Annotated in this window: 12 protein-coding genes, 2 tRNA genes and 1 pseudogene; all 15 read left to right on the top strand. The window is 42.6% G+C overall.

The genetic code is table 11. The annotated features are described in order from the left end of the window. Window positions 1–25: 25 nt before the first annotated feature. The 15 genes and pseudogenes from M1D84_RS18725 (at window position 26) to ftsH (ending at window position 14,141) form a co-directional block, all read left to right on the top strand. Window positions 26–1,630: a putative polysaccharide biosynthesis protein gene (locus tag M1D84_RS18725; RefSeq protein WP_103132753.1), complete on the top strand. Its 1,605-nt coding sequence runs from the start codon at window positions 26–28 to the stop codon at window positions 1,628–1,630. Beyond that, a complete protein-coding gene (gene yabN, locus M1D84_RS18720) occupies window positions 1,620–3,104 on the top strand; it encodes a bifunctional methyltransferase/pyrophosphohydrolase YabN (RefSeq protein WP_257803052.1) in 1,485 nt (494 codons plus the stop codon). The genes M1D84_RS18725 and yabN overlap by 11 nt, the downstream gene beginning before the upstream one ends. Beyond that, a complete protein-coding gene (locus M1D84_RS18715) occupies window positions 3,101–3,361 on the top strand; it encodes an RNA-binding S4 domain-containing protein (protein WP_008341839.1) in 261 nt (86 codons plus the stop codon). The genes yabN and M1D84_RS18715 overlap by 4 nt, the downstream gene beginning before the upstream one ends. A gap of 73 nt (window positions 3,362–3,434) precedes the next feature. Further along, window positions 3,435–3,743: a sporulation protein YabP gene (yabP, locus tag M1D84_RS18710; protein WP_024425646.1), complete on the top strand. Its 309-nt coding sequence runs from the start codon at window positions 3,435–3,437 to the stop codon at window positions 3,741–3,743. Then, window positions 3,740–4,378, top strand: a complete 639-nt coding sequence (gene yabQ / locus M1D84_RS18705) for a spore cortex biosynthesis protein YabQ (protein ID WP_024427191.1) — start codon at window positions 3,740–3,742, stop codon at window positions 4,376–4,378. The genes yabP and yabQ overlap by 4 nt, the downstream gene beginning before the upstream one ends. Window positions 4,379–4,396: 18 nt before the next feature. Continuing rightward, window positions 4,397–4,771, top strand: coding sequence for an FtsB family cell division protein (locus M1D84_RS18700; protein WP_024427190.1), 375 nt, complete (start codon window positions 4,397–4,399; stop codon window positions 4,769–4,771). 82 nt (window positions 4,772–4,853) lie between these two features. Beyond that, entirely contained in the window at window positions 4,854–5,249 is a 396-nt protein-coding gene (locus M1D84_RS18695; protein ID WP_008357409.1) for a S1 domain-containing RNA-binding protein, read from the top strand. A 177-nt stretch (window positions 5,250–5,426) separates the two neighbouring features. Continuing rightward, window positions 5,427–5,500 (top strand) — tRNA-Met (locus M1D84_RS18690). Window positions 5,501–5,525: 25 nt separating this feature from the next. Then, a tRNA-Glu gene (locus M1D84_RS18685) sits at window positions 5,526–5,597 on the top strand. A gap of 203 nt (window positions 5,598–5,800) precedes the next feature. Next, window positions 5,801–8,284, top strand: coding sequence for a stage II sporulation protein E (gene spoIIE / locus M1D84_RS18680; RefSeq protein ID WP_024425648.1), 2,484 nt, complete (start codon window positions 5,801–5,803; stop codon window positions 8,282–8,284). 76 nt (window positions 8,285–8,360) lie between these two features. Further along, window positions 8,361–9,098 (top strand): vWA domain-containing protein, encoded by a 738-nt coding sequence (locus M1D84_RS18675; protein WP_024425649.1) that lies wholly within the window; start codon window positions 8,361–8,363, stop codon window positions 9,096–9,098. Then, a complete protein-coding gene (locus M1D84_RS18670) occupies window positions 9,082–10,089 on the top strand; it encodes a protein kinase domain-containing protein (protein WP_081372118.1) in 1,008 nt (335 codons plus the stop codon). Before M1D84_RS18675 ends, M1D84_RS18670 begins: the two co-directional genes overlap by 17 nt. A 96-nt stretch (window positions 10,090–10,185) precedes the next feature. Continuing rightward, window positions 10,186–11,608, top strand: a pseudogene (tilS, locus tag M1D84_RS18665) (tRNA lysidine(34) synthetase TilS). Next, window positions 11,605–12,144 (top strand): hypoxanthine phosphoribosyltransferase, encoded by a 540-nt coding sequence (hpt, locus tag M1D84_RS18660; RefSeq protein WP_008357399.1) that lies wholly within the window; start codon window positions 11,605–11,607, stop codon window positions 12,142–12,144. Before tilS ends, hpt begins: the two are co-directional and overlap by 4 nt. A 95-nt stretch (window positions 12,145–12,239) precedes the next feature. Continuing rightward, window positions 12,240–14,141, top strand: a complete 1,902-nt coding sequence (gene ftsH, locus M1D84_RS18655; protein WP_024427186.1) for an ATP-dependent zinc metalloprotease FtsH — start codon at window positions 12,240–12,242, stop codon at window positions 14,139–14,141. Window positions 14,142–14,158 lie beyond the last annotated feature (17 nt).

Genomic DNA, 14,158 nt, shown 5'->3' with positions numbered 1-14,158 from the left:
TAGATTTATTTTAAAGGAGTCATCCATGAAAAATGCTGTGAATCAGCCGCATTGGCTTTTCCAGGGTGCGGTGATTTTGACCATCGCAGGCTTGTTATCAAAGATATTAAGTGCCGTTTACCGTGTCCCGTTTCAAAACATCGTAGGGGACACAGGGTTTTATATTTATCAGCAGGTATATCCTTTCCTTGGCATTGCCATCATGCTTGGTACAACAGGTTTTCCTGTCATGGTGTCCAAGCTTTTGAGTGAGCATGGGGAAGAGAATCGACGGATCATTACAAGGGTATCCTTGGTCTATATCACTTTACTGAGCCTAGTCTTATTTCTTTGTCTTTACATAGGAGCAGGCACAATTGCGAGTCTTATGGCAGACAGTCAATTAATTCTGCTCATCCAGATGAGTGCTTTTGTGTTTCTATTTCTGCCGCTCACCGTGATGCTGAGGGGAGTTTTTCAGAGTGACGGTCTGATGCTTCCAACAGCTGTTTCTCAATTGGTTGAGCAGCTCATCAGGGTAGGTGTCCTGCTTGTTTTATCCTTCTATTTCGTGAGGCACGGCTATTCGCTTTATGAAACAGGGGCGGGTGCGGTGTTCTCTTCTATCGCAGGAAGTGCGGCCTCGCTCATTTTGCTTCTTTTCCTTTGGCTGACCTATCGAAAGCAGTCTGCTGCAAGTATGTCAGGCAAACAGGCGACACTTCGAAAAAAAGATGTTATGAAGAGTTTGGTGCTGTATACATTGACGATTTGTGTCAGCGGTTTGCTCATTTTATGGATGCAAATGATTGATGCTTTTCATCTGTATGCGCTGCTGCGCAGCGAGGGTCTCAGTGAAGCGGCAGCAAAGGCGGCGAAAGGTGTATATGACCGAGGCCAGCCTTTCTTACAGCTCGGAACGGTGTTTGCCATCAGCATCGGAACCTCTCTTGTGCCATTTTTATCGGCAGCCATGAGGAATGGAGAGCATGAAACGATACGGCAAAAAGTTCGCTCATCGGTTAAGACCACGTCGGTATTAGGGATAGGGTCAGCAGTTGGACTGATTTGTATTTTAGCACCAGTCAATACAATGCTTTTTCGTAATGATTTAGGCACCGATGCCTTGCAAATATTCTGTATATCGATCGTCTTTACGTCGATTGCCATTACGCAGGCGGCTTTACTGCAAGGGCTCGGGCATACTGTGTATCCTGCTGTTGTGGTGGTTCTCAGCGTGCTGGTGAAATGGATTCTAACGATTGCGCTTGTACCGTTATTTGGCATCCACGGTGCCGCATGGTCAACTGTATGTGGTTTTCTCACAGCAGCCGTGCTCAATGCCGTTTATTTGAAGCATAAAGGATGGATTTCATTGAGAGAGTTGTTCCCGGTGAAAATTCTTTTATCAGCCGCTTTCATGGCTGTGGTCTTAATAGGATATCAGGCTCTGTTTTCATGGGTGATTCCCTTTGAAAAACGTCCGTTTTCCGTTTTAGAGAGCCTGACATCAGTTTTTATTGGTGGTTTCGCCTTTTTATATAGTATTCTTAAGCTAGAAGTATTTACGGACGAGGAATGGAGACTCATTCCATTAGGAGAAAAGATTTTATATTTTAAACAGATGAGAGGGAATCAAAATGGCAGGTAAGATTACCGTCGTCGGTCTCGGGGCAGGCGACATGGATCAGCTGACGCTCGGTGTATATAAGCAGCTGAAGCAGGCGAAAGAAGTATTTATGAGAACGCAGGATCATCCGCTTACCGCAGAGTTAATGCAGGAGGTCCCATCTCTCACCTTTTTTGATGAAATTTATGAAAAGCATGATCAGTTTAATCAGGTGTATCAGGAAATTACCGAAATATTATTTGCAGAGGCAGCGGAAAAAAACATTGTGTACGCTGTACCTGGTCATCCATTTGTGGCAGAAAAGACCGTACAGCTGCTCGTCGCCGGGCAGAAAGAGCGCGGGATTGAGGTGTCTGTCGCTGGTGGACAAAGCTTTCTAGATGCGACATTCAACTCCTTGCAAATTGACCCCATCGAGGGATTACAATTCGTTGATGCAGGGGATATGAGAGCGGATGATCTGAAATTAACCCAGCACGTCCTGATTTGTCAGGTATATGATCAGATGACAGCTTCGAATGTGAAACTCACGCTGATGGAAAAGCTCCCTGACGATTATGAAGTTTATATTGTGACAGCAGCTGGAAGCAGTCAGGAACAGATTACTGCCGTTCCTTTATTTGAACTTGATCGAGATGTGTCGATAAATAACTTAACGAGTGTTTATGTTCCTCCAATTCAAGATGAACAGCTGCTTTATCAACAATTTGACACCATCCGTGACGTCATACGTACATTAAGAGGTCCGGGCGGCTGTCCATGGGATCAAAAACAAACCAATGAATCACTCAAACCATATTTAATTGAAGAATGCTATGAACTGCTTGAAGCGATAGATGAAGATGACCCAGATCATATGGTGGAAGAGCTTGGCGATGTGCTGCTGCAGGTGTTACTTCACGCTCAAATTGGCGAAGATGACGGTTATTTCTCAATTGATGACGTCATTCAGCATGTCACAGAAAAAATGATTCGGCGCCACCCCCATGTGTTTGGTGACACGAATGTTTCTGAAGCAGCAGATGTGGTGGCCAACTGGGAAAAAATCAAACAGCAGGAGAAGCCAGAGCGGACCGGTTCTATTTTGCAATCGATTCCGGCGACACTTCCGGCACTAACAAAGGCATATAAGCTCCAAAAGAAAGCTGCCAAAGTAGGCTTTGATTGGACAGATGTTCAAGATATTTGGAACAAATACGAAGAAGAAAAGCAGGAATTTCTCGTTGAAGTGGCAGAGAAGACGGACGAAGGTGCAACGAAGCAGATGAAAGATGAATTTGGAGATCTTTTGTTTGTTCTCGTCAATATTGGCAGGTTCTATCACCTAGAGCCTGAAACGGCACTCGCTTCTGCCAACACAAAATTCATACGGCGCTTTCAGCATATCGAACAAAAAGCAAAGGACATGGGCCGTTCATTAGATGACTTAACGCTAGAGGAAATGGACGATCTATGGAACGATGCGAAACGCATAGAAAGAGGTGAACACACATGAGACTAGATAAATTTTTAAAAGTGTCCCGTTTAATTAAAAGAAGAACATTGGCAAAAGAAGTAGCTGATCAAGGCAGGATATCTATTAACGGAACACAGGCCAAAGCAAGCTCTGACGTGAAAGAAGGAGATGAGCTGCAAATCCGCTTTGGTCAAAAACTAGTGACTGTTCAAGTCAACGAGTTAAAGGACACGACGAAAAAAGAAGAAGCAGCTGGCATGTATACTGTGCTTAAAGAAGAAAAAACAGCAGAATAGGGCTTGTTCTAAAAGACCCTCTTATCACATACAATGCAGTAACATGCAAGTATGAGATATGGGGGATGTATAGATGAATCAATATTATAATCAACCTCAAGGCACGAAGCTGTCATCAGACGCGGAGCACAATGTCACAATGCGAAACAGAAAGCATTTAGATATTACTGGTGTCAAACAAGTGGAAAGCTTTGATAGTGAGGAATTTCTTCTGGAGACGGTCATGGGGATTCTCGCCATCCGCGGAGAAAATCTGCAAATGAAAAACCTAGACGTCGAAAAGGGCGTTGTGTCGATCAAAGGGCGTGTCTTTGATTTAATCTATGTTGATGAGCAGCACGGGGAGAAAGCTAAAGGATTTTTTAGCAAGCTGTTTAAATGACGCTGACAGTCCAGTTTTATACGATGCTTTCCATGGCGGCGATGGGCATCTGGCTGGGCGCATCGCTTGATACGTACAAGCTGTTTGTGAACCGGGAAAAAACAGCAAAATGGCTTTTGGCTATCCACGATCTCCTTTTTTGGATGGTACAGGGTCTCTTATTCTTTTACGTCCTGCTGCTGACAAATGAGGGAGAATTCAGGCTTTATATTTTTCTAGCCGTTGCTCTAGGTTTCTCGATGTATCAGGCATTGATGAAACATTTGTATCTCAAGATTCTCAAGTTTATCATGATGTGTGTATATCAGACCGTTCTCTTCCTAAAAAGGCTGGTCATGTCGGTTGTCTTCCAGCCGATCCGCTGGATGATCACATTGGTCATAAGTGCTTTTCTGTTCTTGCTCCACTCGCTCTTACGTCTAGTTCGTTTTACGTTTCGGCTCGTGTGGAAGGTGCTGTCGATTGTTTGTTATCCGCTCATCTGGTTACTCAATGTGACCATTATTCATCGGATTCCCGAAAAATGGCGAACATCAATGAGATTGTTTTTCTCAAAAGGAGCAGGAATTTTACAAGGGGCCAAGAAATTATCTGGTACCATCAAAACGAAATGGAAACAATTCTGGACAAAGTAAGAGAGGAGGCCTTCAATCTTGAACAAGAGAAAACGAAATATCGCACAAATTCAAAATGATTATCAAAAACAAATGGAACAGCAAGCGCAGCGCTTAAAACGCAAACGTCGCGGACTCCTTAGAAGGCTTACCGTGTTTGGTGTAATCGTGCTCATGTTTGCTGTCTTGGTGACAAGTGCCCTCTGGTCGCAATCGTCTTCACTAAAGGAAAAAGAAGAGAAGAAGGTTGCGCTCGAAAAAGAGTTGAAGCAATTAAAAACAAAGCAGGAAGATATTTCTGATGAAATTAAGAAGCTGAAAAGCAAGGAATACGTACTCGAACTGGCACGACGGGACTATTATATGTCCAAAAAAGGCGAAAAAATCTTTGATGTGGGCAATAAGAGCGATTAGCCTTGTTGACACTTAAAATTCAGTTTATGTATAATTGAACAAATGAGATTTTTTTATAAGTCTAAGGAGGAGCACTTTTTTTATGTCGATTGAAGTTGGCAGCAAGTTACAAGGGAAAGTTACGGGCATTACAAATTTTGGAGCTTTTGTGGAGTTGCCAGGCGGTTCAACTGGTCTCGTTCATATCAGTGAGGTAGCCGATAACTATGTAAAAGATATTAATGAGCATTTAAAAGTCGGTGAACAAGTTGAAGTGAAAGTGATTAACGTTGAAAAAGACGGTAAAATCGGCTTGTCCATTAAAAAAGCAAAAGATCGTCCTCAACAACAATCAAGACCAAGCAGAAATGATTTCCGTCCGAAGGAATCGTTTGAACAAAAAATGAACAAATTCTTAAAAGATAGCGAAGATCGCTTAACATCTTTAAAACGTAACACGGAATCAAAACGTGGGGGGCGCGGAGCAAGAAGAGGTTAACTTGTTGCTGCTTTCTATATATTTTCACAACAAAGCATCTGCTGTTCAGCAGGTGCTTTTTTTCATGATCCATCCGACATTTTTTGAGATTTCGTCATTTAATTTAAAACTTTCTATTGACGGACAAGCGAATCCTTTGTATTATAGTTCTTGTGCTTCTTAGCGCATTTTCATTATGGCGGTGTAGCTCAGCTGGCTAGAGCGTACGGTTCATACCCGTGAGGTCGGGGGTTCGATCCCCTCCGCCGCTATCCTTTTAACTAGAACATAAAGCAAGGCCCGTTGGTCAAGCGGTTAAGACACCGCCCTTTCACGGCGGTAACACGGGTTCGAATCCCGTACGGGTCATATTTGAAACAGCTTTCTATAGGAAAGCTGTTTTTTTGTGCCTTCGTAAAATTCTGATGAAAGACATCGACTTTCATGAAAGTATGCCTCTTTGACGAATAAAGCGTCGAACGTTTTATGGAAACGACAACTTCTTTTGACAAAATTTCTTTTTCACCTTCGCTATAATGACAAGCAACGAATATCAGGTGGGGGATGAGAAGATGGAAAAACTAGAAAGAAGAACTGATTTAACAGGAGCGGGGTTTGAAAGAATCAGTGCGGGGCTAAAAAAGATGAAAAACCTGTTTCTTCATCACACGCATTCTCTTTTTTTCTATAAAGGGTTTATTTATGTTGTTCTAGGCTTTTTATTAGGACGAGCCTTTATATTATCTGAAATTATGCCGTTTGCTCTGCCTTTCTTTGGCTCCATGCTGCTTATTAAAAGAGATAAGGCGATGCTTGCTTGTCTAGCATTACTCGCTGGGGCGATGACGATATCACCTCAAAATGCATTGTTTGTGTTTGCGTCGCTGCTCATGTTTCTCCTTATGTCAAAGGTGGTTTCTTTCATCATCAAAGACCCAGTGAAAACATTGCCGGTTGTCATTGTTCTCTCAATGCTGATCACCCGGGGAGCGTTTGTTTACCTAGAGCAAGGTGCTGTGCAAAGTTATGATTACGTCATGGCGGGTGTCGAAGCAGGACTTGCCTTCATTTTGACTCTGATTTTTCTTCAAAGCCTGCCGATTTTTACAGTCAGGAAAATTAAACACTCTTTAAAGGTCGAAGAAATTATTTGTTTTATGATTTTAATTGCCTCAGTTTTAACTGGTCTTGCTGGGATCACATTTCAAGGAATGCAGGCAGAGCATATTTTGTCACGTTATGTAGTGCTGACATTTGCCTTTATTGGCGGAGCCAGTATTGGTTGTACGGTCGGTGTTGTGACAGGATTAATTCTCGGTCTCGCTAACATCGGAAACCTTTATCAGATGAGTCTTCTTGCCTTTTCAGGCTTATTAGGCGGATTGCTGAAAGAAGGGAAGAAAGCAGGGGCAGCCATCGGCTTAATTGTGGGTTCCTTACTCATTTCACTGTACGGGGAAGGGTCAGCAGGTCTCATGACCACACTGTATGAATCACTTATAGCGGTTGCGCTCTTTTTACTCACGCCGCAATCAGTTACTTCCAAGGTAGCGAAATACATTCCTGGTACGGTAGAGCATGTACAAGAGCAGCAGCAATATGCTCGGAAGGTAAGAGACGTGACAGCAAAAAAGGTAGATCAATTCTCTCATGTATTTCATGCGCTGTCTGAGAGTTTTGCGACATTTTACGAATCCATTCCTGAAGAGAAGAAGCAGGAAGAGGATGTAGATCTTTTTTTAAGTACGATCACAGAACGATCCTGTCAAACGTGCTATAAGAAAAATAAATGCTGGGTGCAGAACTTTGATACAACCTATGAACTAATGAAACAAGTTATGCATGAATCTGATGAAAAAACGTATGAGCATAACCGAAAATTGAAAAAGAAATTTAGTCAGCACTGCTCAAAATCAAAACATGTTGAGGAATTGATCGAAGAGGAGATTGCTTACTATAAAGCCAACCAGACACTGAAGAAAAAAGTCCAAGACAGCAGGCGTCTTGTGGCTGAACAGCTGATGGGGGTCTCACAAGTGATGGAGGATTTTTCCCGGGAAATAAAACGAGAAAGAGAGCAGCATTTTATTCAGGAAGAGCAGATGATAGAAGCACTTCAGCACTTTGGCATTGAAATTCAGCAAGTTGAAATCTATAGCTTGGAGCAGGGAAATGTCGATATTGAAATGAGAATCCCATATTGCCAAGGGCATGGGGAATGTGAAAAAATCATTGCGCCAATGCTTTCAGATATATTAGAAGAACAGATTTTAGTCAAAGCAGAACAGTGTGCAGAGCATCCAACAGGCTATTGCCACGTTGTATTTGGCTCTGCTAAATCATACCGAGTGGCTACAGGCGTGGCACATGCAGCAAAAGGCGGAGGACTGGTATCTGGAGACAGTTACAGCATGATGGAGCTTGGAGCAGGCAAGTATGCCGCAGCTATTAGTGATGGAATGGGCAACGGAGCACGTGCTCATTTTGAAAGCAATGAAACGATTAAGCTGTTAGAAAAAATATTGGCGTCAGGTATCAATGAAAAAGTGGCGATTAAAACCATTAATAGTATTTTATCTTTACGAACGACGGACGAGATCTATTCAACATTGGATTTATCGATCATTGATTTACAGGATGCAAGCTGTAAGTTCCTCAAGATTGGTTCAACACCCAGCTTTATTAAACGGGGTGATCAGGTGATGAAGGTACAAGCAAGCAACTTGCCAATCGGTATTATTGATGAATTCGAGGTCGAGGTTGTGAGCGAACAGATGAAGGCAGGAGACCTATTGATTATGATGAGTGACGGTATTTTTGAGGGGCCAAAGCATATTGAAAATCATGATCTGTGGGTGAAACGGAAAATGAAAAGCTTTAAAACAGAAGATCCCCAAGAAATTGCTGATTTATTAATGGAAGAGGTTATTCGAACAAGAGCAGGCCAAATTGACGACGATATGACAGTTGTTGTCATCAGGCTCGACCACAACACACCAAAATGGGCTTCCATTCCGACCGGTACATTCTATCTTGAGAAACAAGAGATTTCTTAAAATATCGTATAATATGAATTTCTTCTGGCGATGATGGGGATATAAGCATTCAGTTACAATCCCAGGAGGAATGAAGATGCGAAAAGGTCACGTCAACCAAATCTTATTGATTACAGATGGCTGCTCAAATCACGGGGAGGATCCGCTTGCGATTGCCTCATTGGCAAAGGAACAAGGGATTACAGTCAATGTCATTGGCATTATGGAAGAAAACAGACACGATCATGAAGCAATGAAGGAAGTAGAGGGGATTGCTCTCGCAGGCGGGGGCATCCATCAAGTTGTCTACGTCCAGCAGTTATCTCAAACAGTACAAATGGTCACGAAAAAAGCAATGACACAAACCCTGCAAGGTGTTGTGAATAAAGAATTGCAGCAAATACTCGGCAAAGACACTGAAATTGAAGAGCTTCCACCTGATAAGCGCGGGGAAGTAATGGAGGTTGTCGATGAGTTAGGAGAAACGGTTCACCTTCAAGTACTCGTGCTTGTTGATACAAGTGCAAGTATGAAACCGAAGCTGCCAACCGTCAAAGAGGCACTTATCGACCTTTCCATCAGTTTAAATTCAAGAATTGGAGAAAATCAGTTTGGGATGTGTGTATTTCCCGGGAAAAACTCAGATGCTGAAATTGTGTTGAATTGGACGCCTCGATTCGATTCATTATCATCTATTTTCCCAAAACTGACCACTGGAGGCATCACCCCAACGGGACCAGCGCTTCGGGAAGCACTTCAGCATTTCAAATCAGTTCGTTCACGCAAAGGGCTGCTTGAAGCAAAGGAAGAGCATAATGATGAATTCGGCTTCTAACATCCCGTTAGGCACGGTGATTCAAGGGAAATGGCACCACCATCATTACCGTATTGTAAAAGAGCTTGGAAAAGGGGCGAACGGTGTTGTCTATCTGGCCGAATCGCCACATGGGCAAGCGGCCCTTAAAGTGAGTGATGACAGTATGCTCATTGCATCTGAAGTCAATGTATTAAAATCCTTTTCAAAGGCTCCTGTGAAAACCATGGGGCCTTCTTTTTATGATATGGATGATGCAATTTATCCCGGTATGCCTCAAAAACGCTCCTTTTATGTGATGGAATATGTCAGAGGTCCATTATTGCTTGAATTTGTGAAACAAAAGGGTGATGAGTGGATCGTTGTTTTGATGATTCAGCTTTTATCTAGCCTGGCTCATTTACATCAGGAAGGATGGATTTTTGGTGACTTGAAGCCGGATAATCTCATTGTTTCTGGTCCCCCTGCCACAATCCGGTGCATTGATGTGGGAGGAACGACGAAAGCGGGCAGGGCAATTAAAGAGTATACCGAGTTTTTTGATCGAGGCTATTGGGGATTCGGTACACGAAAAGCTGAACCAACCTATGATTTATTTGCCCTGACCATGGTGATGGTCAACTGTGCGTATAAGAAAGAATTCAAAAAAGGAGCAGAACCAGATAAACAGCTTTATCGAGCCATTGAAGGACATCCTTTATTAAAGCGATATGAAAGGGTGTTAAAGGCTGCTCTACAAGGTAAATATCAATCAGCAGCAGACATGAAAAGTGCGATGCTGAAAGAAGGACAGCTGATTGCATCAAGAAAAACGCGTCAAAAGAAGCAGCAACCAAAACCCGCGCCAAAACCCGCTGTTAATCAAAATCAACAAGTGACTACACGATCGCGTGCTGCAGCAGCAAAAAGAACGTCAGCACGTAAAAAATCAGGCGGGCTTTTTGAAACCATTCTTATCGTATGCAGTGTACTCGCCCTTTACTGTGCATATGTGGTTTTGTTCCTGTTGTAGAGCTGTAAAAAAGCAGGCTTCTTCTTTGCTTGGAGCTACTGAAAGTGATAGGATATGTATATCTTTAAATTACCTGCTCTTTGTGAGGAGGAAGTTGTGAATAGAATTGAATCTTTTTTGAAAAAACATGATGTTTACCTTGAAAATACGACAGTCATTGTCGGGGTTTCCGGCGGACCGGATTCTATGCTCTTACTGCATGAACTTAACAAGCGCCGCAAAGGTTCCTATCAGCTGATTGCAGCCCATGTAGATCACATGTTCAGAGGAGAAGAGTCCTTTGCTGATTTGGCATTTGTTGAGGCTTACTGTAAGGAGCACGAGATCCCTTTTGAATCGTCCCGCATACAGGTCACCCAATATGCAAAAGAAAACCGCTTAAACAAACAGGCAGCTGCAAGGGAGTGCAGATATGCTTTCTTTCGTCAATTGATGGCGCAATACAACGCTCAATTTATAGCGCTTGCACATCATGGAGACGACCAAGTAGAAACAATGTTGATGAGACTTGCGAGAGGGACTGTTGGTAAAGGACTCGCAGGTATCCAAGCAAAACGCCCTTTTCAAAATGGGTGGCTGATTCGTCCGCTCATTGGATACTCTAAGGACGACATACTAAAAGCTTGTGAAAAAGAACATGTCCCCTATGTCATTGATCAAAGCAATCATACAGATGACTACTTGAGAAACCGGGTAAGAAGACACATTCTTCCCGTGTTAAAAGAAGAGGCACCTCATGTACATGAAAGCTTTCAGTTTGTAAGTGACATGCTGACTGAGGATGAGCAATACTTGCAGGCTTTAACAAAGGAACAAATGAACCAAGTGATAACGAGTCAATCGCCTAAGCAAATTGAGATTAAAACGAAGCCTTTGCTTGACCTGCCTTTGCCTTTACAAAGAAGAGGCATTCAACTAATATTAAACTATCTTTATGAAAACACTCAATCAGCGTTTTCAAACCAGCATATTCTAGGGACTTTAGACTGGTTATCTCATACCGATCAACCGTCTGGATCATTAGATTTGCCAAAAGGTTTACAAGCTGTCAAGTCTTATGATCACTGTATGTTTACCTTTGAGCGATCGCATGTATTAGACCAGTCTTATGCTCTTCACTTAAAGGTTGAGCTCGGAGAAGAGCTTTTTCTCCCAAATGGACAGTCTATCGCTGTATCAAATCATGTTCCGAAGGATGCACGGAACGGAAACCATTTTTTCTTGCTTCAAAAAGATCATGTTCGTCTCCCTTTGATCATTCGCTCACGAAAAAATGGTGATCGAATCAAACTTAAAGGGATGAATGGATCAAAAAAGGTGAAGGATATATTTATTGATAAAAAAGTGCCTCTTGCAGAAAGAGACAGCTGGCCGATCGTCACTGACTCGGATCATCAAATCATCTGGATCCCAGGTCTGAAAAAATCCGTTTTTGAAGAAATTGATATGACAAACAGCGATCTCATTGTATTACAATATAGACAGCACGAAAATTTGTAGGGGGCAAGCAAAAGCATGAAACAAGATATTGAAAAGATTTTGATCTCAGAAGAAGAGATCCAGCAAAAAGTGAAGGAACTGGGTGCAACATTAACCAGTGATTATGATGGTAAATTTCCCCTGGCTATTGGTGTTTTGAAAGGGGCTCTTCCATTCATGGCAGACCTGATCAAACACATTGATACATATTTAGAACTTGATTTTATGGATGTATCTAGCTACGGAAAGTCTACCGTATCTTCTGGAGAAGTAAAGATCATTAAGGATCTAGATACTTCTGTTGAAGGAAGAGATATTTTGATTATGGAAGATATCATCGACAGTGGGTTAACTTTGAGCTATCTGGTAGAGCTTTTCCGATACCGTAAAGCAAATTCCATTAAAATTGTGACATTGCTTGATAAACCAAGCGGCCGCAAAGCAGACATCAAAGCAGATTATGTTGGATTTGAAGTACCAGATGCATTTGTTGTCGGCTATGGATTGGATTTCGCTGAACGTTACCGAAACCTCCCGTATATTGGAGTGTTAAAACCATCTGTTTACGAAGGCTGATCAGCATACGTATACATGAGGTTATTGGTTGTGTTGGAATGATTTTCTATGATACTATTGAACATAGTTGTGCTTACTGTGGGAGGAGGTAAGGAATGAATCGGGTTTTTCGTAATACGATTTTTTATATACTTATTTTATTACTTGTGATAGGGGTCGTCAGTTGGTTAGGATCCCCAAATCAAAAGCCTGAGAACATGTCTTACAGCAAATTTTCGCAAAATCTAAGTGCGGGAAAAGTGGAGAGTATCTCCATTCAGCCTGTAAGAGGGGTTTATGAAATTCGTGGTCAATTAGATGGCGCGAAGAAAGATCAATACTTCATTACCCATGTTCCAGATGGTCAAGGTGTTGACCAAATTTACAGTGCACTGAAGAATACAGATGTAAAAGTAGAACCAGCACCTGAAACAAATGGATGGCTGCAAGTTCTGACAACCATCATTCCGTTTATCATCATCTTTATCCTGTTCTTCTTCTTATTGAACCAAGCTCAGGGCGGCGGAAGCCGAGTCATGAACTTCGGTAAGAGTAAGGCGAAGCTTTACACAGAAGAGAAGAAACGTGTGAAATTTAAAGATGTTGCCGGTGCAGATGAAGAAAAGCAAGAGCTTGTAGAAGTGGTTGAATTCCTGAAGGACCCACGTAAATTTGCGGAGCTTGGCGCAAGAATCCCTAAAGGGGTTTTACTAGTAGGACCTCCAGGTACAGGTAAAACATTGCTTGCGAGAGCATCTGCAGGAGAAGCAGGCGTTCCTTTCTTCAGTATCAGTGGTTCTGACTTCGTCGAGATGTTCGTCGGTGTCGGTGCATCACGTGTACGTGATTTATTCGAAAATGCGAAAAAGAATGCACCTTGCTTAATCTTTATTGATGAGATTGATGCAGTGGGTCGTCAGCGTGGAGCCGGTCTTGGCGGTGGTCATGACGAGCGTGAACAAACGCTTAACCAGCTTCTTGTTGAAATGGATGGTTTTAGTGCCAACGAAGGTATTATTATCATTGCTGCGACAAACCGTGCAGATATTCTAGACCCTGCATTGCTGCGTCCGGGACGTTTTGACCGTCAAATTACGGTTGACCGCCCAGATGTTATTGGCCGTGAAGAAGTACTGAAAGTTCATGCGAAAAACAAACCACTTGACGAGTCAGTTAACTTAAAAGCCATTGCAAGCAGAACACCAGGGTTCTCTGGAGCAGATCTTGAGAATTTACTAAACGAAGCAGCACTTGTTGCTGCCCGTCATAACAAAAAGAAAATCGATATGCGTGATATTGACGAAGCGACTGACCGTGTCATCGCTGGGCCGGCGAAGAAAAGCCGTGTCATTTCGAAGAAAGAACGTAATATCGTGGCTTACCATGAAGCAGGTCATACCGTCATTGGTCTTATCCTAGACGAAGCGGACATGGTGCATAAAGTAACGATCGTTCCTCGTGGTCAGGCAGGCGGATATGCGGTCATGCTTCCAAGAGAAGACCGTTATTTCCAAACGAAGCCAGAGCTTCTTGATAAGATTGTCGGCTTGCTCGGCGGTCGTGTTGCAGAGGAAATTACGTTTGGTGAAGTAAGTACAGGCGCTCACAACGACTTCCAGCGTGCAACAGGCATTGCAAGAAGAATGGTCACAGAGTTTGGTATGTCTGATAAACTTGGTCCGCTTCAATTCGGTCAATCACAAGGAGGTCAAGTCTTCCTTGGACGTGATTTCAATAATGAACCGAATTATAGTGAAGCGATCGCTTACGAAATTGACCAAGAAGTTCAGCGTTTCATTAAGGAGAGCTACGAACGTGCGAAACAAATTCTCACTGAGAATAAAGATAAGCTAGAAATCATCGCACAAGCCCTTCTAGAAGTTGAAACATTAGATGCTGAACAAATTAAATCTCTTTACGAAACTGGAAAGCTTCCAGAGCGTGTATACGCAGATGACGAAGAGAAAAACGATGATGTGAAAGTAAACATCAAGAAAAAAGAAGATGAGGAGATCTAATCTCCTTCTGTGAAAGC

The sequence above is a fragment of the Bacillus sp. PK5-006 genome (assembly GCF_054161415.1).
This window is presented reverse-complemented; position numbering and strand designations above follow the sequence as displayed.

Bases quoted from the DNA above. Each gene is read 5' to 3' on its own strand.
- M1D84_RS18695 (WP_008357409.1), top strand. From the start codon at position 4,854: ATGTCGATTGAAGTTGGCAGCAAGTTACAAGGGAAAGTTACGGGCATT.
- yabQ (WP_024427191.1), top strand. From the start codon at position 3,740: ATGACGCTGACAGTCCAGTTTTATACGATGCTTTCCATGGCGGCGATG.
- M1D84_RS18675 (WP_024425649.1), top strand. From the start codon at position 8,361: ATGCGAAAAGGTCACGTCAACCAAATCTTATTGATTACAGATGGCTGC.
- hpt (WP_008357399.1), top strand. From the start codon at position 11,605: ATGAAACAAGATATTGAAAAGATTTTGATCTCAGAAGAAGAGATCCAG.
- spoIIE (WP_024425648.1), top strand. From the start codon at position 5,801: ATGGAAAAACTAGAAAGAAGAACTGATTTAACAGGAGCGGGGTTTGAA.
- yabP (WP_024425646.1), top strand. From the start codon at position 3,435: ATGAATCAATATTATAATCAACCTCAAGGCACGAAGCTGTCATCAGAC.
- M1D84_RS18670 (WP_081372118.1), top strand. From the start codon at position 9,082: ATGAATTCGGCTTCTAACATCCCGTTAGGCACGGTGATTCAAGGGAAA.
- M1D84_RS18725 (WP_103132753.1), top strand. From the start codon at position 26: ATGAAAAATGCTGTGAATCAGCCGCATTGGCTTTTCCAGGGTGCGGTG.
- M1D84_RS18715 (WP_008341839.1), top strand. From the start codon at position 3,101: ATGAGACTAGATAAATTTTTAAAAGTGTCCCGTTTAATTAAAAGAAGA.
- yabN (WP_257803052.1), top strand. From the start codon at position 1,620: ATGGCAGGTAAGATTACCGTCGTCGGTCTCGGGGCAGGCGACATGGAT.
- ftsH (WP_024427186.1), top strand. From the start codon at position 12,240: ATGAATCGGGTTTTTCGTAATACGATTTTTTATATACTTATTTTATTA.